The 17,732-nt window shown below is 70.5% G+C and carries 25 protein-coding genes; 17 read left to right on the forward strand and 8 right to left on the reverse strand.

Annotated features, from left to right (window positions below; translation table 11 throughout):
- Positions 1-191 precede the first annotated feature (191 nt).
- On the forward strand, positions 192-1,307 hold the full coding sequence (locus RISW2_RS24490) for a zinc-ribbon domain-containing protein (RefSeq protein WP_043767767.1): 1,116 nt from the start codon (positions 192-194) through the stop codon (positions 1,305-1,307).
- Between the two features lie 75 nt (positions 1,308-1,382).
- Here the strand turns inward: RISW2_RS24490 and RISW2_RS05705 are convergent, their stop codons facing one another.
- From RISW2_RS05705 to RISW2_RS05730, 6 genes are all read right to left on the reverse strand, one after another.
- Positions 1,383-1,943: a F0F1 ATP synthase subunit B gene (locus tag RISW2_RS05705; protein WP_043767771.1), complete on the reverse strand. Its 561-nt coding sequence runs from the start codon at positions 1,941-1,943 to the stop codon at positions 1,383-1,385.
- Between the two features lie 5 nt (positions 1,944-1,948).
- Positions 1,949-2,500, reverse strand: coding sequence for a F0F1 ATP synthase subunit B' (locus tag RISW2_RS05710; protein ID WP_043767773.1), 552 nt, complete (start codon positions 2,498-2,500; stop codon positions 1,949-1,951).
- Positions 2,501-2,590: 90 nt separating this feature from the next.
- Entirely contained in the window at positions 2,591-2,815 is a 225-nt protein-coding gene (locus RISW2_RS05715) for a F0F1 ATP synthase subunit C (RefSeq protein ID WP_043767776.1), read from the reverse strand.
- An 88-nt stretch (positions 2,816-2,903) separates the two neighbouring features.
- Positions 2,904-3,680: a F0F1 ATP synthase subunit A gene (locus tag RISW2_RS05720; protein WP_043767777.1), complete on the reverse strand. Its 777-nt coding sequence runs from the start codon at positions 3,678-3,680 to the stop codon at positions 2,904-2,906.
- Positions 3,655-4,062 carry an AtpZ/AtpI family protein gene (locus RISW2_RS05725; protein ID WP_043767780.1) on the reverse strand — a complete coding sequence of 136 codons (408 nt, stop codon included), beginning with the start codon at positions 4,060-4,062 and terminating at the stop codon, positions 3,655-3,657. Before RISW2_RS05725 ends, RISW2_RS05720 begins: the two co-directional genes overlap by 26 nt.
- Positions 4,063-4,321: 259 nt before the next feature.
- Positions 4,322-4,858: an OmpA family protein gene (locus RISW2_RS05730; RefSeq protein ID WP_043767781.1), complete on the reverse strand. Its 537-nt coding sequence runs from the start codon at positions 4,856-4,858 to the stop codon at positions 4,322-4,324.
- Positions 4,859-5,080: 222 nt separating this feature from the next.
- Between RISW2_RS05730 and RISW2_RS05735 the strand changes: the two genes are divergently transcribed.
- On the forward strand, positions 5,081-5,419 hold the full coding sequence (locus RISW2_RS05735; RefSeq protein ID WP_043767784.1) for an ArsR/SmtB family transcription factor: 339 nt from the start codon (positions 5,081-5,083) through the stop codon (positions 5,417-5,419).
- Positions 5,420-5,423: 4 nt separating this feature from the next.
- Here RISW2_RS05735 and RISW2_RS05740 read toward each other — a convergent pair whose 3' ends face one another.
- Entirely contained in the window at positions 5,424-6,305 is an 882-nt protein-coding gene (locus RISW2_RS05740) for a LysR family transcriptional regulator (protein ID WP_043767787.1), read from the reverse strand.
- Between the two features lie 148 nt (positions 6,306-6,453).
- Here RISW2_RS05740 and RISW2_RS05745 point away from each other — a divergent pair, with 148 nt between their 5' ends.
- The 15 genes from RISW2_RS05745 (at position 6,454) to RISW2_RS05815 (ending at position 17,236) form a co-directional block, all read left to right on the forward strand.
- The gene (locus tag RISW2_RS05745) at positions 6,454-7,035 is read left to right on the forward strand and encodes an FMN-dependent NADH-azoreductase (RefSeq protein ID WP_043767790.1); all 582 of its coding nucleotides are present in this window, start codon (positions 6,454-6,456) and stop codon (positions 7,033-7,035) included.
- A gap of 294 nt (positions 7,036-7,329) precedes the next feature.
- Positions 7,330-8,838, forward strand: a complete 1,509-nt coding sequence (gene ffh / locus RISW2_RS05750) for a signal recognition particle protein (protein WP_043767793.1) — start codon at positions 7,330-7,332, stop codon at positions 8,836-8,838.
- 101 nt (positions 8,839-8,939) lie between these two features.
- A complete protein-coding gene (locus RISW2_RS05755; RefSeq protein WP_043767795.1) occupies positions 8,940-9,479 on the forward strand; it encodes a GNAT family N-acetyltransferase in 540 nt (179 codons plus the stop codon).
- Positions 9,476-9,994, forward strand: coding sequence for a GNAT family N-acetyltransferase (locus tag RISW2_RS05760; protein ID WP_043767956.1), 519 nt, complete (start codon positions 9,476-9,478; stop codon positions 9,992-9,994). Before RISW2_RS05755 ends, RISW2_RS05760 begins: the two co-directional genes overlap by 4 nt.
- Before the next feature lie 58 nt (positions 9,995-10,052).
- The gene (locus RISW2_RS05765) at positions 10,053-10,361 is read left to right on the forward strand and encodes a chorismate mutase (protein WP_156943786.1); all 309 of its coding nucleotides are present in this window, start codon (positions 10,053-10,055) and stop codon (positions 10,359-10,361) included.
- A 52-nt stretch (positions 10,362-10,413) separates the two neighbouring features.
- Complete coding sequence (gene rpsP / locus RISW2_RS05770; protein WP_043767799.1) at positions 10,414-10,770, forward strand: 30S ribosomal protein S16; 357 nt, start codon at positions 10,414-10,416, stop codon at positions 10,768-10,770.
- Positions 10,771-10,980: 210 nt separating this feature from the next.
- On the forward strand, positions 10,981-11,814 hold the full coding sequence (locus RISW2_RS05775; protein ID WP_043767802.1) for a MipA/OmpV family protein: 834 nt from the start codon (positions 10,981-10,983) through the stop codon (positions 11,812-11,814).
- A gap of 69 nt (positions 11,815-11,883) precedes the next feature.
- Entirely contained in the window at positions 11,884-12,399 is a 516-nt protein-coding gene (gene rimM / locus RISW2_RS05780; RefSeq protein WP_043767804.1) for a ribosome maturation factor RimM, read from the forward strand.
- Positions 12,400-12,582: 183 nt separating this feature from the next.
- Positions 12,583-13,788, forward strand: coding sequence for a hypothetical protein (locus tag RISW2_RS05785; protein WP_211238671.1), 1,206 nt, complete (start codon positions 12,583-12,585; stop codon positions 13,786-13,788).
- A 69-nt stretch (positions 13,789-13,857) separates the two neighbouring features.
- Entirely contained in the window at positions 13,858-14,667 is an 810-nt protein-coding gene (trmD, locus tag RISW2_RS05790) for a tRNA (guanosine(37)-N1)-methyltransferase TrmD (protein WP_043767811.1), read from the forward strand.
- A gap of 278 nt (positions 14,668-14,945) precedes the next feature.
- A complete protein-coding gene (rplS, locus tag RISW2_RS05795) occupies positions 14,946-15,353 on the forward strand; it encodes a 50S ribosomal protein L19 (RefSeq protein WP_043767814.1) in 408 nt (135 codons plus the stop codon).
- On the forward strand, positions 15,350-15,571 hold the full coding sequence (rpmE, locus tag RISW2_RS05800; RefSeq protein ID WP_043767816.1) for a 50S ribosomal protein L31: 222 nt from the start codon (positions 15,350-15,352) through the stop codon (positions 15,569-15,571). The genes rplS and rpmE overlap by 4 nt, the downstream gene beginning before the upstream one ends.
- A gap of 197 nt (positions 15,572-15,768) precedes the next feature.
- Complete coding sequence (locus tag RISW2_RS05805) at positions 15,769-16,578, forward strand: division plane positioning ATPase MipZ (protein ID WP_043767817.1); 810 nt, start codon at positions 15,769-15,771, stop codon at positions 16,576-16,578.
- A 1-nt stretch (position 16,579) separates the two neighbouring features.
- Positions 16,580-16,795, forward strand: a complete 216-nt coding sequence (locus RISW2_RS05810) for a hypothetical protein (RefSeq protein WP_043767819.1) — start codon at positions 16,580-16,582, stop codon at positions 16,793-16,795.
- Between the two features lie 36 nt (positions 16,796-16,831).
- Positions 16,832-17,236, forward strand: a complete 405-nt coding sequence (locus tag RISW2_RS05815) for a hypothetical protein (protein ID WP_043767822.1) — start codon at positions 16,832-16,834, stop codon at positions 17,234-17,236.
- On the opposite strand, the gene RISW2_RS05820 is transcribed toward RISW2_RS05815, so the two are convergent.
- The gene (locus RISW2_RS05820; protein WP_043767823.1) at positions 17,226-17,687 is read right to left on the reverse strand and encodes a GNAT family N-acetyltransferase; all 462 of its coding nucleotides are present in this window, start codon (positions 17,685-17,687) and stop codon (positions 17,226-17,228) included. The genes RISW2_RS05815 and RISW2_RS05820 overlap by 11 nt on opposite strands.
- Positions 17,688-17,732: the final 45 nt, after the last annotated feature.

Raw genomic sequence — 17,732 nt, forward strand, 5'->3', positions numbered from 1 at the left:
CAGGAGGCCGCCGGGACGGGTCGCCCTGTTGTGCCCGAGCCTCGCACCGGTTTCAATGCGCGCACCGCCGTCCGAATGGGCTTTCGCGTGATCCGGCGGCAACATAGATTCCCCCGAAGGACAGGCGACGCCGCGCCCCGGACGTGGGGGCGCGGAACGCGCCGGCACGAGGCGGGAGACGGGACGGGACGATGCGGCTGATCTGCCCCAATTGCGACGCACAGTACGAGGTTCCCACCGCGGTGATCCCCGCGGGCGGGCGCGACGTGCAATGTTCGAATTGCGGCACCGTGTGGTTCCAGGCGCATCCCGACGATGCCCCGGACGCGGCCGATCCCGCCTCCGGTCCGGAGGAGATCGCCGCCGATCCCGTGGCCGAGCCGGTTGCGGAGGAACCCGACGCGCCTCCGCCGCCCGTCGCGGACGACGCACCGGAGACCCGGCCTGACGATGACGACGATCGGGACGACGCGTCTCGGGACGATGAGGACGAGGACGAGGGCGAGGACACGTTGCCCGCCCCCGTCGGCGCCCCTGGTCCGCAGCGGCGCCCGGCCGCGCGGCGCAGCCTCGATCCCGAGGTCGCGGAGCTTCTGCGGCAGGAAGCCGAATACGAGGCACGCCACCGCGCGGTCGATGCCGGCGGGATCGAGAGCCAGCCCGACCTGGGTCTCGACAACTGGCACGAGGACGACACCGCCCGCCGCGCCCGGGAATCCCGCGAGCGCATGGCGAAGATGCGGGGCGAGCCCGCTCCGGCCGATGCCCGCACGCGCGCCGCAGCCGCGGCCGCAGCGACCGGCGCCGTGGGCCTCGGGCGCGACTTCGACACCGGCGACACCGACCCGGCAGAGCCGCCCGCGGCGCAGCGCCAGCCCGAGCCGGATCCGCGTCCCGAACCGTCGCCGCAACCTGACCCCGCGCCGCGTCCCGATCCGGACGAGCCCGCGTCGGCGTCGAACGCGCCGCGGCGCGACCTCCTGCCCGACATCGACGAGATCAACCAGACGCTGCGCGCCACCGACACGCGCCGGCCGATGGAGACCCCGCAGGGCCGCATGAGCGCCCCCGAGGACACGGACGAGGGCGGGTTCGGCCGCGGGTTCCTGACCGTCCTCGTGCTCGGCGCGGCGCTGATCGCGCTCTACGCCTACGCGCCGCGCATTGCCGCGGCGGTGCCTGCGGCGGAGCCGCCGCTCGCGGCCTATGTCGAGGCGGTGGACGGCGCGCGGACCTGGCTCGACGCGGCCGTGCGCGACCTGCTCGTGCGGCTCGACGCGCTCAGCTCCGAGGCCGGCGAGAGCTGACACGCCCCGCGCAACGGAAAACGGCGCGCCCCGGGGGACGCGCCGTTTCCTGTTCGCGGTGCCCGCAGGCGGTCGTCAGTTCAGGCGCTGCCCGACGACGTCGATCGACGAATCCACCAGTTCCGACTGCTTCTCGGCGCCGATGCGGCGGCTCGCCACGTCGCGCGCGGCGGCGATCGCCACGGCGATGGCACGGTCGCGCACTTCCTTGACGGCGGCGGCCTCGGCCGAGGCGATCTGGTCCTCGGCGGCGGCCAGCCGGCGCTCGATCGACCGCTCGAGATCGGCCTTCGCCTGTTCGGCATTGGACCGTGCATCGTCGCGGGCCTGCGCCACGATGCGGTCGGCCTGCGCCTGCACCTCGCGGCTGCGGCGCTCGTAGGACGCCAGGAGGCTCTGGGCCTCCTCGCGCAGCGCCCGGGCCTCGTCTAGGTCCTTCTGGATGCCGTCTGCGCGCTGGTCGAGCATCTTGGCGATCATCGACGGCACGTTGAAGTACATCAGCACGGCGATGAACAGGATGAACGCCAGCAGGACGATGAAGTCCGTGTTGTTCAGCGAGAAGAACGGCCCCGTCGCCGCCGCGGCGGGCGATGCCGCCGCAAGGGTCAGGGCAAGGGCTGCAAGTGTCCGCATGGTTCTCACCCCTTCAGCCGCTGGTCGACGGCACCGTCGAGTTCCGCCCGGTCCGCACCGAGCCCGAGCGCGCCCATGAACGCCTCGGCCGTATCCTTGGCGACCGCTTCCACGTTCTCGAGCGCGGACGCCCGGATCGCTGCGATCTGCTGTTCGGATTCGGCGGTCTTCGCGGCGATCTGCCGGTCCGCGTCCTCCTGGGCCTTGGCCACCTCGTCGCGGATCTCCGCGCGGGTTTCCTCGGCGATGCGCTGCGCCTCGGCGCGGGCATCGACGAGCGCCTTCTCGTAGGCCTTCTCGGCCTCCTCGGCCTGCCGCTTCAGATCCTCGGCCTTGGCCAGGTCGTTGCTGATCGTGCCCTGCCGCTCGGCGAGGATCGCCGCGATGCGCGGCAACGCCACCCGGCTCAGCACGAAGTAGATGGCCACCAGCGTGAGGATCAGCCAGAAGACCTGGTTGCCCACCCATTCGCCGCAGAGCTGCGGCATGCCGATGGCAGAGCCGTCCGGCCCGATGCACGCGCTGGCCAGTTCCTGGGCTATCGGTTCTTCCGCCATGGCGTCCTCCGGTCAAACCTCATGTGTCGATGAACGGGCGGGCCGGGAGTCCGGCACCGCCCGCACGCAAGGATAACAGACGTGCGCCGATCAGACGGCGAACATCAGCAGGAGCGCGACCAGGAACGAGAAGATGCCCAGTGCTTCGGCGAACGCGATGCCGATGAAGAGCGTCGCGGTCTGCGATGCGGCCGCCGAGGGGTTGCGCAGGGCACCCGAGAGGTAGTTCGCGGCAACGTTGCCGACGCCGAGAGCTGCGAGGCCGCAGCCAAGACCTGCGAGGCCGGCGCCGATATGTGCGAGTTCGCCTTCCATGATGATGTCTCCTTACGAATTGGAAGTTGGCGTTCGTGGTCGTTCCGGCGCGGGCGCGCCGTCCAGCGAGGCGGATGCCCCGCAGGGATCAGTGATGCGGATGAAGCGCGTCCTTGAGGTAGACGCAGGTCAGGATGGTGAAGACGTAGGCCTGGATGAAGGCCACGAGGATCTCGAGACCGTACATCGCGGTGATGGCGAGGACCGAGATCGGCGACACCGCGGCGATGGCCGCGAAGCCCGCGAAGACCTTGATCACCGCGTGGCCTGCCATGAGGTTGCCCGCAAGACGGATGGAGTGGCTGACCGGGCGCACGAAGTACGAGATGACCTCGATCAGCGCGAGGACGGGCCGCAGCGCGAGCGGCGCGCTCGACACCCAGAAAAGCTCGAGGAATTTCGCGCCATGCTTGAGGAAGCCCAGCACGGTGACCGCGATGAACACGGCGAGCGCCAGCACCACCGTCACCGCGAAGTGCGAGGTGGTGGTGAACGCCATCGGCAGCAGCCCGAGGAAGTTCGCGAAGACGATGAACATGAACAGCGTCATGATGTAGGGGAAGTACTTCACACCGTCCTTGCCGGCGACGTCCTCGACCATCTTGTAGACGAAGCCGTAGGCGAGCTCGGCCACGGACTGCATGCGGTTCGGCACGATGCCGCGGCGCGAGGTGCCGAGCACCATCAGCGCGATCACGCAGAGCACCGCGAGCGCCAGCCACAGCGTGACGTTGGTGACGGTGAAGATGCCCACGGCGCCGTCGCCGAAGAGCGGCTTCACGATGAACTGGTCCATCGGATGGAAGACGAGACCGCCGCCCTCTCCGTGGCCCGCCGCCTCAGCTCCGTGCGTTTCCGTCGCCATGACCCTCGTCCTCGTCCTGCCCGGACATCGCCCCGTCGGACGTGTCCGCGTTGTTCCCTGCCGCGGCCGCGTCGGCCTCGGCGATGCGTTTCCGCTGGAGCTCGTTCGCGCTGCGCACCATCGTCTGCACGCCGGCCACGAAGCCCAGCAAGGTGAAGATCACCATCAGGAAAGGCAGCGTGCCGAACAGCGTGTCCAGCCCGAAGCCGATCCCGAAGCCGATGCCCAGTCCGGCCACCAGCTCGATCACCATGCGCCAGGCAAGCTGCGCCTGACTGTAATGTTCCTCCTGGTGCGCCTTCGGAGGAGCCTTGGCCGCCTTCGCCGCGGCGATCCGCGCTTCGAGGGCGGCCAGCCGGGTCTTCTGGTCGGGGTCCGTCACGGCTGCGTCCCAGTCGGAGTGTTGCAGGTGTGCTATGCGGCACCGGCGCCGGAGTCAAGCGCGCACGGCCGGAACGCAAAGCGCTGATATCATTTCATATTTATCGGGAGAACCCGGCAGGGCGGCGACCATGGCGCGGCGCTGCAGCCGCTCCGCACATTCAACCTCCTCGTTGAACATGGCGTGGCCGCCAGGGCATGAAAAAAGGGGCGCGACCAAGGCGCGCCCCTTCGGATTGTCTTCGACGATGCGACCGGGATCAGTTCGTGGTCGACGAGGTCGTCGTGGTGGTGCCGGTGCCGTCGTTGTCGTCGTCGTCGTCACCTGCAAGCGCGGCGCCGAGCGCCAGCGCGCCGATGCCGGCCGCGGCGATCAGGCCGGTGTTGTCCATGGCGGTCACCGGGCCGGTGCAGCCCTGCTTCAGCGCCTCGACGCGGCGGTTGGCCGGATCGTTCGGGCCCGAGGTGCCCGGGCGGACGGCTTCGCCGGCGCCGGTCACGGAGACCACGTTGGTGCCACCGAGCGCTGCCGCGACGGCCTGTGCACGCTCGAGCGACACCGCCTGGTTGGTCGTGGCGCTGCCCGGTGCGTCAGCATAGCCGGTCACGCTGATCTGTGCGCCCGGGTTCGAACGTGCGTATTCCGCGAGGATCGCGGAAGCGTCGGCACCAAGGGTGCGCTGGCCGCTGTTGAAGAAGACATAGACACCGCACTGGCCAGCTTCCTGCGCGATCGCGGGCGCGGAAAGCGTTGCAAAGGCAGCGGTGGCCGCCAGAATGCCCTTGATAAGCGTCATGGGTTCAATCCTTTTGACTTTGGTCCGGGTTCGGTTGATTCGACCGCCGTGTGAGACACTACTTTGTCGCTCCTCACGATAACAGTGCAAACGTCGGAGGCGACTGGTGCGCCCGGCGCAGATCGGAGGAAATTGCTGCGTGTGCGAAATTCGCAACAAAAATAAGCAGGATTTCGCTCGGGAACGCAAGTCCCGTGCGCGCCGCGTGGCGGAGGCCCGCAGATGACCGCCGATCTCGACCTCGTGTTCGGCGCGCTGGCCGACCCCACGCGCCGGCGAATCCTGTCCATGCTGCTCGAGGACGACATGGCCGTGACCGACGTGGCAGAACCCTTCGACATGTCGCTCGCGGCGATCTCGAAGCACCTCGCGATCCTCGCGCAGGCCGGGCTGATCACGCAGGACAAGCGCGGGCGCGTGAAGTGGTGCCAGCTCGAGCCCGACGCGCTGCGGGCGGCCAGCGTCTGGATGCAGGGCTTCGGCCAGTTCGAGCCGGTGCACCTCGATGCCTTCGAGCGCTTCCTCGTGGGCGAGCTCGGCCAGACCGGCTCCGACGACTGACGCCTCAGACGTCCTGCGTCCGGGCCGCGAAATCCTTGAGATGCTGCAGGAAGGCCTGGACCTTTGCGGTGCGGTGCAGGTCCACGTGGGTCACGAGCCAGAGCGGCGTCTCCCATTCGGGCTCGGGCGGCTGCACCTCGACGAGGCTCGTATGGCGCGCCGCCTCGCGCCGGAGGTAGAAACCGATCCCCACGCCGGTCAGCACCGCCTGTTCGAGCACGCGGGTGTCGGTGCTGCGGAATACGATCTGGTCGGGCTCCACGTGCCGGCGCAACCAGCGGAAGAACGGCGCGCGGCTGTCGAGATCCTCGGGCCCGACGAAGCTGTGGCCGGCGAACTCGGTCGTGCTGGCCGGCTTGCCGTGCCGCTTGATGTAGCTGGCAGAGGCGTAAAGACCGATCGGCTCGCTTGCGAAGCGGCGCACCACGTTGTCGGGCTCCTGCGGCACCGAGCCCGCGCGCAGCGCCACGTGCGCCTCGCCGTATTCCAGTCGGAAGACGCGGTCGTCGGTCAGGTAGCGCACCCGCACCTCGGGATAGGCCTCGCGGAAGGTGGCGAGCGCCGGCACCATGAGTGGCGCGAAGGAGATCAGCGAGGTGACGATGAGCTCGCCCGACACTTCCGACCCGCGGCCGCGGATGCGGCTCTCGAGCTGGCGGAACTGGTCGGCGGTGGTGTCGGCCACGCGCAGCAGGTCCTCCCCCGCCTCGGTCGAGGTATAGCCGCGCGGATGGCGCTGGAACAGCTTGACGCCCAGCCGCTGCTCGAGCGCGTCGATGTGGCGGATGACGGTGGCATGATGCACGCCCAGCGCCTCTGCCGCGCCCGACACGGTCCCGAGCCGGGCCACGTGATAGGCGGTGCGGATCTCGTCCCAGTTCTCCACGCGGCGGCTCCCGTTCGGTCCGTTGTGCATCTGAACACGCTTTCTGTGGATTTGTCGTGATTGAGTGTGAATTTGCAAGGGCCATGTTCTGGTCGTCGCCGGCAGGTCCGGCTCCGCCCCATTGCTAGACCCCGAGAGGAAAAGACACATGGCACAGAACGTTCTCCGCATCGACGCCTCCGCCCGCCGCGACGGCTCCATCTCCCGGCGCCTCGTCGACCGCATCCTCGACCGGTTCGCGCCGGCCTCGGTCACGCGGCGCGACCTCGCGGACCCGCTGCCGCTGATCGACGAGACCTGGATCGGCGCGAACTTCACGCCCGCCGACCAGCGCACCGACGAGCAGCGCGCCGCGCTGGCCCTGTCCGACGAACTGATCGCCGAGATCGAGGCGGTGGACACGCTGGTAATCGGCCTGCCGATCTACAATTTCGGCGTGCCCGCGACGTTCAAGGCATGGATCGACCTCGTCGCCCGCGCCGGCGTCACCTTCCGCTACACCGAGGCCGGCCCCGAGGGCCTGCTGAAGGACAAGCGCGCCATCGTCGCGGTCGCCTCCGGCGGCACCGAGGTCGGGTCGGACATCGACTTCGCCACCGGCTACGTGCGTCACATGCTGGCCTTCATCGGCATCACCGACGTGACCTTCGTCAGCGCCGACCGCCTGATGATCGACGCCGAGGCGACGCTGAAGGACGCCGAGGCGCAGGTCGACAGCCTGGCCGCCTGATCGCGGCCGATCGACGCCCGGCCCGTCCGCGATCCGCGGGCGGGCCGTCCCCGGCCGCGCTTGACTCCCGCCTCCTCCCGGTCTATCGCGCGCCGCATGTCCCGGAAGTGAACCGCTTCCGGTCCCTTGGGCCATGCCCGGGATCGCCCCCCGTCAGCGCGTTGCGCCCACGGGGGCGCTCGTCGTTTGGTCCGTTCCGCCCCCGCGCCCGAGGCGCGGACCGTTTGTGACCGAAGACGCGCGCCCCTACCTTGGGGACAGGATCCGAGAGACCGGCACGAGGAGGCCGCAGCAATGTTCGAATCTCTCTCAGAACGCCTTGGCGGCGTCTTCGACCGGCTGACCAAGCAGGGGGCGCTTTCCGAGGACGACGTGCGCACGGCGCTGCGCGAGGTGCGCGTGGCGCTTCTCGAGGCGGACGTGTCGCTGCCCGTGGCCCGCGATTTCGTCAAGGCGGTGGAGAAGAAGGCGACCGGCCAGGCGGTGACGAAATCCGTCACGCCCGGCCAGCAGGTCGTGAAGATCGTGCACGACGAGCTGATCGGCGTGCTGGCGGGCGAGGGCGACCCCGGGTCGCTGCGCATCGACAACGCGCCCGCGCCGATCCTGATGGTCGGCCTGCAGGGTTCGGGCAAGACCACGACCACCGCCAAGCTCGCCAAGCGGCTGAAGGACCGAGAGAAGAAGAAGGTCCTGATGGCGTCGCTCGACGTCAACCGCCCCGCGGCCATGGAGCAGCTGCAGATCCTCGGCACCCAGATCGGCGTCGACACCCTGCCCATCGTCAAGGGCGAGGACCCCGTCGCCATCGCGCGGCGCGCGAAGACGCAGGCGAGCCTCGGCGGCTACGACGTCTACATGCTCGACACCGCCGGCCGGCTGCACATCGACCAGGAACTGATCGCGCAGGCGGCCGCGGTGCGTGACGCCGTCAACCCGCGCGAGACCCTGCTCGTGGTCGACGGCCTGACCGGGCAGGACGCTGTGAACGTCGCGACCGAGTTCGACGACAAGATCGGCGTCTCGGGCGTGGTGCTGACCCGCATGGACGGCGACGGCCGCGGCGGTGCGGCGCTGTCGATGCGCGCGATCACCGGCAAGCCCATCCGCTTCGTCGGCCTCGGCGAGAAGATGGACGCGCTCGAGACCTTCGAGCCCGAGCGCGTCGCCGGCCGCATCCTCGGGATGGGCGACATCGTCGCGCTGGTGGAAAAGGCGCAGGCCACGCTCGAGCAGGAGCAGGCCGAGCGCATGATGAAGCGCTTCCAGAAGGGTCAGTTCAACATGAACGACCTCAAGATGCAGCTCGAGCAGATGATGAAGATGGGCGGCATGGAAGGCATGCTCGCCATGATGCCCGGCGCCGCCAAGATGCAGAAGCAGATGGAGGGCTCGGGCATCGACGACCGGATGCTGCGCCAGCAGGTCGCGCTGATCAATTCCATGACGAAGAAGGAACGCGCCAACCCGCAGATCCTGCAGGCCAGCCGGAAGAAGCGCATCGCGGCAGGCGCCGGCATGGAGGTGTCCGAGCTCAACAAGCTTCTCAAGATGCAGCGGCAGATGGCCGACATGATGAAGAAGATGGGCAAGATGGGCAAAGGTGGCGCGCTCAAGCAGGCGATGCGCGGCATGTTCGGCAAGGGGGGGATGCCTCCGGGCATGGATCCCTCGCAGATGGACCCCAAGCAGCTCGAGGCGGCGGCAAAGGCCATGGGCGGCTCGATGCCCGGCGGACTGGGCGGCGGCATGGGTGGCGGCGCGCTGCCGCCGGGCCTCTCGGGATTCGGAAAGAAGAAGTAGGTGATCCGGCCCGCCGCATATCCCGCGCGCCTTCGGCACGCCTGCCCCGCCCTGCGGGGTCTCTCGGCCTGCGTCGTCGCACCCGGGGACGGGAGCGCGCGATGACGTCCCCCGCCCTCACCGCCGCGCCGACGCTCCAGACCGAACGGCTGGTCCTGCGGGGGCCGTCGCTCGTCGAGTTCGACGCCTTCGCGGCGTTCCACGCCGACGAGACCCGCTGCCTCGGCTTCGGGCCCGTCTACAGCCGCGCGGATTCGTGGCGCTGGTGGGCGTGCAACATCGGCCACTGGCACATCCACGGTTACGGCTACTTCACCATCGAGGACCGCGCGAGCGGCACGCCCGCCGGCATCTGCGGCATCTGGAACCCCGAGGGCTGGCCCGAGCCCGAGGTCGGCTGGGTGGTGTTCGAGGGCTTCGAGGGCCGCGGCATCGCCTACGAGGCGGCCCTGGCCGCGCGCGGCTGGGCCTACGACACGCTGGGCCTGCCCGCGCTCACCTCGAACATCAAGCCCGGCAATACCCGGTCGCAGGCGCTGGCCCGCCGGCTCGGGGCGACGCTCGAACGGGTCTATGACAACCCGATGATGGGCGAGGAAGAGCTGTGGCGTCACCCGGCACCGGCGGAGGCCGCGCGATGACCGTGACCGTTCCCGAGATCGAGACCGATCGCCTGGTCCTGCGCGCACCGCGGTTGACCGACCTCGACGCCTTCGCGCTGTTCTACGCGGACCGACGGTCGCACTTCGTGGGCGGCCCGCTCGACCGCGAGGAGGTGTGGCGCGCCTTGATCAGCATGGCCGGGCACTGGCAGATCCGCGGCTTCGGGCTCTGGGTCGCGGCGCGCCGCACCACGGGCGAACCCGTGGGCCACGCAGGCATCCTGCACCACATCGACTGGCCCGAGCCGGAACTTGCCTACTCGATCTTCGCCGCGTGGGAAGGCAAGGGCTACGCCTTCGAGGCGGCGGGCGCGGCGCGGGCCGCCGCGGCCGAGCACTTCGGCATCACGGCGCCCATCAGCCTCGTCGCGCCGGACAACACGCGGTCGCTGCGGCTGGCCAAGCGGCTCGGCGCGCGGTTCGAGCGCGAGACCCGGATCCGCGACCACGACGTGCTGGTGTTCCGCCACCCGCCGGCGGAGGGCGCCGCATGACCCCGCGCCCCTGCACCGTTTTCCCGTTCCCAAGTGAAAGGCCGGGCCGTTGACCCAGATGCACGACACGACCGAAGACCCGATCGCGCGCGCGCAGACGCTGCTCGCGCAGCACCGCGCGTCCATCGACCGGCTCGACGCGATCCTCGTCTTCACGCTGGCCGAACGGTTCAAGCACACGCAGGAAGTGGGCGTGCTCAAGGCGCACCACGCCCTGCCCCCGTCCGATCCCGCCCGCGAGGCGACGCAGATCGCGCGGCTCAAGGAATTGGCGGTCCAGGCCGATCTCGACCCGGACTTCGCCGAGAAGTTCCTGAATTTCGTGATTCAGGAAGTCATCAAGCACCACGAACGCCACCAGGCGTAGGGCGGGCCTCCCCCGCACCTGCGCACCCTACACGATCAAGGAGACACCCATCATGGCCATGAAGATCAGACTGTCCCGCGGCGGTTCCAAGAAGCGCCCCCACTACGCCATCGTCGCCGCCGACAGCCGGATGCCGCGCGACGGCCGCTTCCTCGAGAAGCTCGGCACCTACAACCCGCTCCTGCCCAAGGGCGACGAGCGCCGCGTGCAGATGAACGTCGAGCGCGTGCAGTTCTGGCTGTCGAAGGGCGCCCAGCCCACCGACCGCATCCAGCGCTTCCTCGAGAATGCGGGCCTTGCCGAGAAGAAGGAACGCAGCAACCCGAAGAAGGGCACGCCGGGCAAGGCCGCGCAGGACCGCGCCGCCGCCAAGGCCGAGAAGGCCGCAGCCGGCGCCGAGGCCGAGTGATCCCTTCCGTCCGCTTCCGGACGGCAGGACGAGACGAGGACGGCGCGCGGGGGAAGCCCACCGCGCGCCGTTCGCCTGTCCGGGGGCCCATGTCCCCTGCAGCCGCAAGATCACGCCCGCGTGGTCACCGGCGGGCCCGCCCTTGAACTGGGGCCGGCGCGGGTTAACACTCGACCGGACGAAGACTTCCGCGACATAAAGGACGACCTCATGGACCTGCGCGCCGCCTGCCTTGCCGCTGCCGCCAGCCTCGCGCTGCCCGGCATCACCGCCGCCCAGGATGCCGGCACCGATCGTGCGGCCGCCGCGCCCGGGCTCCCCGTGATCTCGACCCAGTCGTCCGGACCGGCGCTGGTCTTCACGCTCCGCGGCGGCGTCGGCACGGCGCCCGAATATTTCGGCTCGGACGAATACGAGGTCGTGCCCGACCTGGGCTTCGGCCTGCGCTACGCGCGCCTCGGCGGGCTCGAGTTCGGCGATCCCGACCCGTGGGCGGCCTCGCGCGGCTTCGGCTTCCGCGGGTCGTTCAACTACATCGGCGAACGCGATGCGGACGATTACGACGAGCTCGACGGCCTCGACGACATCGACGCCGCGGTCGAGCTCGGCTTCGGCGTGGGCTACACCGAGCGCAACTGGTCGGTCTTCGCGGACATCCGCCGCGGCTTCGGCGGCCACGAGGCGGTCGTGGGCGAGATCGGCGGCGACATCATCGTGCGTCCCTCCGAGGCGCTGATGGTCACCTTCGGGCCGCGGCTCTTCTACGGCGCGGACGGCTATGCCGACACCTATTTCGGCGTCTCGGCCGACGAGGCGGCGGCATCGCCGACCCTGACCGAATTCGACGCCGAGGGGGGCCTTCTGTCCGCGGGCGTCGAGCTCGGCATGCGCTACAAGCTCAACGAGAACTGGGGCATCGAGGGCGCCGTGACCTGGGACCAGTTCACCCACGACGCCGAGGACAGCCCGATCGTCCGGCAGGGCGACCGCGACCAGTGGGGCGCGCGTATCGGCCTGACGCGCGTCTTCCGCGTCGGCGGCTGACGGCACGACCGGACGGGCGGCGCGCGGACGATTGCCTGCCGCCCGGTCCCTGCGCTATGGGCTGGCGCCATGGATGACGAGAAACGGATCTGCGTGGGCGCGATCGGTGGCGCCTTCGGCGTGCACGGCGAGGTGCGGCTGAAAAGCTTCACCGCCGAACCCGAGGCCATCGCCGACTACGCCCCCCTGACCTCCGAGGATGGCGCGCATGTCTTCGACGTGCAGATCGTGCGCGCCATCGCGCAGGGCTTTGCCGCCCGCCTCACCGGCGTGCGCAGCAAGGAGGAGGCCGACGCGCTGAAGGGCGTGCGCCTCTTCGCGCCGCGCGACCGGCTGCCGCAGCTGCCCGACGACGAGTTCTACCATGCCGACCTGATCGGGCTCGCGGTCTACGACACCGGCGGCGTCGCGCTCGGGACCGTGCGCACGGTGCAGAACCACGGGGCGTCCGACCTCCTGGAGGTTGCAGTGCCGGGCCGGAGCGCGACCGTTCTGCTGCCGTTCACGCAGGCGGCGGTGCCGACCGTGGACCTTGCAGCGGGCCGGATCGTCGCCGATCCGCCTGCGGGCCTGTTCGACGACTGACCCGATTCGAGGCGTTCCTGGCACGGCGCCGGCGAATTGTTGCCGGCACCGTGACGGTCGTATGGCAGCAAGGCGATTCTCCCTATAGTTGAAACGTCCGAGGCGAGTGCGGCGGTGCCGCGCCGCGATTCCGCCTCAAACGGCCGGTAACACGGCCTCACGTGCAAAAGGTGAGGACTGGACGTGGATTTGGCACGCGCCAGGATAATCCGGAGTGTGGCGGCGCTGTCGCCCGCGCTCCTTCTGGTGCTCTTCGCGGACCCGGGTGTCGCCGCCGCGGGGACCGATCCCGCGCTCGGCCCCGTCGCCACGACGCTTCTTGCCGGGGGCGGTGTGCTCTTCGCCTTCCGTCCCGGCCCCGCCGCCGGCATCGCGCAGGGAGCGCGCGGCGGCACTGCGCCCGATCCGTCGAGCAGCCTGCTGCGCGGCCTCGTCCGGCGCAACCCCTCCGCCTCCCTGCCGCCGCCAGAGGCGCGGCGCGCCCACGTCGCCTTGCGCCTCGCCGGTCCCGCGCTCGAGGATCCCGACCCGGCCGAGGTCGGGGGCCAGGTGCCGCAGCATGCCGACGCCGCCATCGCCGCGATCCTCGCGCGCATCGCGGGCGTCTGGGGCGTGTTCCGCTGCGACGACCTGAGCGACGGACAGGTGCTCGACCTCTTCATGCTCGACCGCGTGCTGACGCTGCCGCCCGACGAGGCCGGCGGGCTCGCGACCCTGTTCCGCCATCCCGACCGCGTGCTGTCGCTGCGCGACAAGGTGGCCGAGATCGCCGAGCGCCGCCGCCGGTTCGAGGAAAGCTGCGGCGCGCTCGAGGCGACGCGCACGGCCTGGCGGGCGCAGTCGGGCCGGACCTCCGGCCGCACCGACCTCGTGGCGGCACTGCAATCTCTCGGCGCACCCGACCAGGATCTCTGGCACAAGGTGGTCACCGAACACGATCCCGAGGACCCGGACCAGGCCATGGCCGCGCTCTGGTGCGTGCGCCAGCGCAACTGCGACCAGGCGAGCGTCGCGATCTATCTCGGCGCGCTGGCCGCGTCGGGGCAGCTCGACCGCGCGGCGCGGGCGGGCGACCTCGCCTTCCTCGCCGAGGTGCGCCGCATCCTCGAGCAGTGGAACGCGGGCCTCTACCTGCGCCGCGAGATCGCGCTCGAGCCGCCCGACCAGGTGGTCGACTGCGCGCCGATGCTGTCGGCCGCCCTGACCCGTGCCGCGGCGGTGACGGGGACCCCGCGGCTGCCTGACCCGGTCGGCCTCTTCGTGGAATATCGCGGTCGCCTGCCGCAGCCGCGCGACGCGTGGAGCCTGCGCACCGGGCTCGTGCGCGCCCCGCGCCCGGCCGACTACCTCGACCCGCAGGCCGGCGAGCGGGCGGCACGCACGCCCTGACGCCCGCCCTTTGCCTTCCGCGCGGCGCCGCGCTATGACCGCCGCCGGTTCCCGCATCCGCAGGTCACGATGTCCGAAGAAGAAAGCCCGCCCCGGTCCCACGGCCGCAAGCGCATCGCCGCGTCGCTGCGCCCGCGCGAGTTGATGGAGCCGGGCGCGATGCTGAACGGCATCTGGACCGCGCAGGTCGTGACGCTGATGCCCGAGGCGTTCCCGGGCGTGCTGGGCCTGTCGCTGACCGGCCGGGCGCTCAAGGACCGGCTCTGGCAGCTCGACACCGTGGCGCTGCGGGATTTCGGCGAGGGCCGGCACCGCAACGTCGACGACACGCCCGCGGGCGGCGGCGCCGGCATGGTCCTGCGGGCCGACGTCATGGGCCGCGCGCTCGACGAGGCGCGCGCGCGCATGGATCGTGCCGCCCCCCTGATCTACCTCTCGCCGCGCGGGCGGCCCTTCGACCAGGAGATGGCGCGGCGGCTGGCGGCGGGGCCCGGGGCCACGCTGATCTGCGGCCGGTTCGAGGGGCTCGACCAGCGCCTGATCGACGCATACGACGTGGCCGAGGTGTCGATGGGCGACTTCGTGCTGACCGGCGGCGAGATCGCCGCGCAGGCCCTGATCGACGCCTGCGTGCGGCTGCTGCCCGGCGTTCTCAGCAACGCCGCCTCGGCCGAGGAAGAAAGCTTTTCCGACGGGCTGCTCGAGCATCCGCACTACACCCGCCCGGCGGAATGGCGCGGAAGGCCGATTCCCGAGGCGCTCCTGTCGGGCAACCACGCGCGCATCGCGGCGTGGCGCCGGGACGAGGCCGAGCGCCTGACCAGGGCGCGCCGGCCCGACCTCTGGGCCGCGCATCTCGCCCGCCGCGACGGCGAGTGACGCGACGAGAATCCGCTTGATCGCGGGCCGCCCCGGTCCTATACGGGCGCGCGTCCGGGGCCGCGAGGCCAACCGGACCCGTGGCCAATGTCCCCGCATCGGCACCCCGCGTTTCTTCGACGCGGCGAGGGGGCCGGCCACGCGAGACACGACAAGACGGACCGAATCTCTGGCGGGCGCCCCCTACGCGGGCCGGCGGACCCGGACGAAGACCGGAGCTCTGGGACCGCGACACACCTCCGCGGGAAAACCGTGGGCATCGCAAAGGAGTAGATCAGATGGATCTGATCGCACAGCTCGAGGCGGAACAGATCGCCTCGCTCGGGAAGACAATTCCCGATTTCAAGGCCGGCGACACCGTGCGCGTCGGCTACAAGGTGACCGAGGGCACGCGCACCCGCGTGCAGAACTACGAGGGCGTCTGCATCAGCCGCAAGAACGGCCAGGGCATCGCCGGCTCGTTCACAGTGCGCAAGATTTCCTTCGGTGAAGGCGTGGAGCGCGTGTTCCCGCTCTACTCCACCAACATCGAATCGATCGAGGTGGTGCGCCGCGGCCGGGTCCGCCGCGCCAAGCTCTACTACCTGCGGTCGCGTCGCGGCAAATCGGCCCGTATCGCCGAGGACGCGAACTACAAGGTTCTCAAGGGCGACGGCAAGAAGCCCGTGCAAGGAGCGTCGACATGAAAAAGGACATCCACCCCGACTACCACGTGGTCACGGTCAAGATGACGGACGGCACCACCTTCCAGACCCGCACCGTGTGGGGCAAGGAAGGCGACACGCTGACGCTCGACATCGACCCGACCGTGCACCCGGCCTGGACCGGCGGCTCCTCGCGCCTGATGGACACCGGCGGCCGCGTCTCGCGCTTCAAGAAGAAGTACGAGGGCCTCGGCTTCTGATCGCCGCCCTCTCGACGGAATTCGCAGCGCCGCCCTCCGGGGCGGCGTTGTCGTTTCCGCTACCCGCCTGCGGCGGTCCTGCCACGACTTGTGCCCCTTATGCGCGGGCCGGCTTTCTCTGGGGCGCGCCCCCGGCTATCGGGGGACCGAGGCAGGGGACGTCCCGCATTTCGGGATCGAGTGTCGGGGGAGCGGTCGTGGCGCATATCATCGTCGTGGGAAACGAGAAGGGCGGCGCCGGAAAGTCCACGGTGTCGATGCACGTGGCGACCGCGCTGGCGCGGATGGGGCATCCGACCGGCGTGCTGGACCTTGACCTCCGCCAGAAGACGACCGGCCGCTACATCGACAACCGCCGCGCCTTCCTCGCGCGGGAGGGGCTCGACCTGCCCTCGCCGCGCTATCTGGAGCTGCCCGAGATCGACCCGGCCGCGCTGGCACCGGGCGAGAACGCCTATGACCACCGGCTGTCGGCCGCGGTGGCGGAACTCGAGGCGGCGTGCGCCTTCATCCTGATCGACTGCCCGGGCTCGCACACGCGGCTGAGCCAGGTCGCGCATTCGCTGGGCGACACGCTGATCACGCCGCTCAACGACAGTTTCGTCGATTTCGACCTGCTCGCGCGCATCGACGGCGACGGCGAGAAGATCCTCGGGCCCTCGGTCTATGCCGAGATGGTCTGGAACGCGCGGCAGCTGCGCGCGCAGGCGGGCCTGCAGCCCATCGACTGGGTCGTGCTGCGCAACCGGCTCGGCGCGCAGGCCATGGTCAACAAGCTCAAGATGGAGCGCGCGCTCGACCGGCTGGCCAAGCGCATCGGCTTCCGCGTCGGGCCGGGGTTCTCGGAACGCGTGATCTTCCGCGAGCTCTTTCCGCGCGGCCTGACGCTGCTCGACCTCAAGGACATCGGCGTGAAGCAGCTGAACATCTCGAACGTGGCGGCCCGGCAGGAACTGCGCGACCTCATCAAGGCGCTGAAGCTGCCCGGCGTGCAGGTGACCTTCTGACGTGTCCGGGGGACCGTCGCGCGGCGAGCTGATCTTCCGGCTGGTGTTCAGCCTCTGCGGGCTCGCGCTCGTCGTGCTGACGGTGGCGGTGCGTGGCATCGCGAACAGCGCGGCCCTTGTCGAGGTGATCGGCATCGCCGGGCTCTTCTTCGGCGGGACGGCGCTCTGGACCGCGCGCGCGCTGTGGCGGCGCAGGGACCGCGACCGCCGGGATTAGGCGCGCCTTAACCGGATCCCGGGATATGCTGGCGCCATGCGCGCCCTGCTCCTCCTTTTCTGCCTTGCCCTCGGGGCCTGCACCGCCGGCGGTCCGGGCTTTGCCGGCCGTCCCGCGATGCGGCTGTCCGAGGGCGGATCGGATTTCGTCGTCCGCCGCAACGGCGCCGTGGTCGAGGCGATCCGCACCGATTTCGACCCGCTGCCGCGGTGGCCGCTCGTCTCGGACCGCGCGGCGCGCGCGGTCGAGGACTGGACCGGCTGCACCGCCGCGTGGGCCACGGGCGACGTGACGCTTCTGCGGATCGGGCTGTCCTGCGGCGGGGCGCCGGCACCGCCCCGGCCGGCGCCGCCCCTGCTCCTCGACTGCGCCGTGCTGGCCGAGGCGGAGGATGCGGACGGTGACCCGGCCGAGCTGTCGCTCGACTGTGTCAGCCTCTAGGCAGCCGCTTCTCGTAGAACACGCTGCCGGGGCTCTCATCGTACGCGGCGAACGGGCCGCAGCGCACGTAGCCCGACCGCACGTAGAGCGCCGTCGCCGCTGCGAGCGCATCGCCGGTCTCGAGCCGCATCACCGCGAGGCCCTCCGCCCGCGCCGCGTCCTCTGCCCGTGCGAGAAGCCGCGCGCCGAGGCCCGCGCCCCGCGCGTCCGCCCGCACGAAGAACGACTTGAGCTCCGCGCAATCGGCATGGCGCTTGACCGCGACGCAGCCCAGCGCCGCGCCACCGCGGGAGGCCACGAAGAAGGTCGTGTCCGCCGACGCCAGCGCCTCGGGGGCAAGCGCATGGTTCTGCTCGGGCGGATAGAGACGCGTCATCAGCGCGTGGCTCTCCTCCAGCAGCGCGCGGGCCCCAGGCGCCAGGGGCGAGCCTTCCTCGATGACGATGTCCATCGCGTCCTCTGCATTGCCGAACAGGCCAAGGATAAGACTACCCTA

This window comes from Roseivivax isoporae LMG 25204, assembly GCF_000521865.1.
In the GTDB taxonomy this organism is placed as follows: Bacteria; Pseudomonadota; Alphaproteobacteria; order Rhodobacterales; family Rhodobacteraceae; genus Roseivivax; species Roseivivax isoporae.

What these genes read in the sequence shown, in the direction of transcription:
- RISW2_RS24490 (WP_043767767.1), top strand. Translation starts at nt 192, where the DNA reads ATGCGGCTGATCTGCCCCAATTGCGACGCACAGTACGAGGTTCCCACC.
- RISW2_RS05760 (WP_043767956.1), top strand. Translation starts at nt 9,476, where the DNA reads ATGACCGTGACCGTTCCCGAGATCGAGACCGATCGCCTGGTCCTGCGC.
- ffh (WP_043767793.1), top strand. Translation starts at nt 7,330, where the DNA reads ATGTTCGAATCTCTCTCAGAACGCCTTGGCGGCGTCTTCGACCGGCTG.
- rpsP (WP_043767799.1), top strand. Translation starts at nt 10,414, where the DNA reads ATGGCCATGAAGATCAGACTGTCCCGCGGCGGTTCCAAGAAGCGCCCC.
- rimM (WP_043767804.1), top strand. Translation starts at nt 11,884, where the DNA reads ATGGATGACGAGAAACGGATCTGCGTGGGCGCGATCGGTGGCGCCTTC.
- RISW2_RS05705 (WP_043767771.1), bottom strand. Translation starts at nt 1,943, where the DNA reads ATGCGGACACTTGCAGCCCTTGCCCTGACCCTTGCGGCGGCATCGCCC.
- RISW2_RS05775 (WP_043767802.1), top strand. Translation starts at nt 10,981, where the DNA reads ATGGACCTGCGCGCCGCCTGCCTTGCCGCTGCCGCCAGCCTCGCGCTG.
- RISW2_RS05730 (WP_043767781.1), bottom strand. Translation starts at nt 4,858, where the DNA reads ATGACGCTTATCAAGGGCATTCTGGCGGCCACCGCTGCCTTTGCAACG.
- rpmE (WP_043767816.1), top strand. Translation starts at nt 15,350, where the DNA reads ATGAAAAAGGACATCCACCCCGACTACCACGTGGTCACGGTCAAGATG.
- RISW2_RS05815 (WP_043767822.1), top strand. Translation starts at nt 16,832, where the DNA reads ATGCGCGCCCTGCTCCTCCTTTTCTGCCTTGCCCTCGGGGCCTGCACC.
- RISW2_RS05765 (WP_156943786.1), top strand. Translation starts at nt 10,053, where the DNA reads ATGCACGACACGACCGAAGACCCGATCGCGCGCGCGCAGACGCTGCTC.
- RISW2_RS05735 (WP_043767784.1), top strand. Translation starts at nt 5,081, where the DNA reads ATGACCGCCGATCTCGACCTCGTGTTCGGCGCGCTGGCCGACCCCACG.
- RISW2_RS05710 (WP_043767773.1), bottom strand. Translation starts at nt 2,500, where the DNA reads ATGGCGGAAGAACCGATAGCCCAGGAACTGGCCAGCGCGTGCATCGGG.
- RISW2_RS05755 (WP_043767795.1), top strand. Translation starts at nt 8,940, where the DNA reads ATGACGTCCCCCGCCCTCACCGCCGCGCCGACGCTCCAGACCGAACGG.
- rplS (WP_043767814.1), top strand. Translation starts at nt 14,946, where the DNA reads ATGGATCTGATCGCACAGCTCGAGGCGGAACAGATCGCCTCGCTCGGG.
- RISW2_RS05820 (WP_043767823.1), bottom strand. Translation starts at nt 17,687, where the DNA reads ATGGACATCGTCATCGAGGAAGGCTCGCCCCTGGCGCCTGGGGCCCGC.
- RISW2_RS05720 (WP_043767777.1), bottom strand. Translation starts at nt 3,680, where the DNA reads ATGGCGACGGAAACGCACGGAGCTGAGGCGGCGGGCCACGGAGAGGGC.
- RISW2_RS05715 (WP_043767776.1), bottom strand. Translation starts at nt 2,815, where the DNA reads ATGGAAGGCGAACTCGCACATATCGGCGCCGGCCTCGCAGGTCTTGGC.
- RISW2_RS05745 (WP_043767790.1), top strand. Translation starts at nt 6,454, where the DNA reads ATGGCACAGAACGTTCTCCGCATCGACGCCTCCGCCCGCCGCGACGGC.
- trmD (WP_043767811.1), top strand. Translation starts at nt 13,858, where the DNA reads ATGTCCGAAGAAGAAAGCCCGCCCCGGTCCCACGGCCGCAAGCGCATC.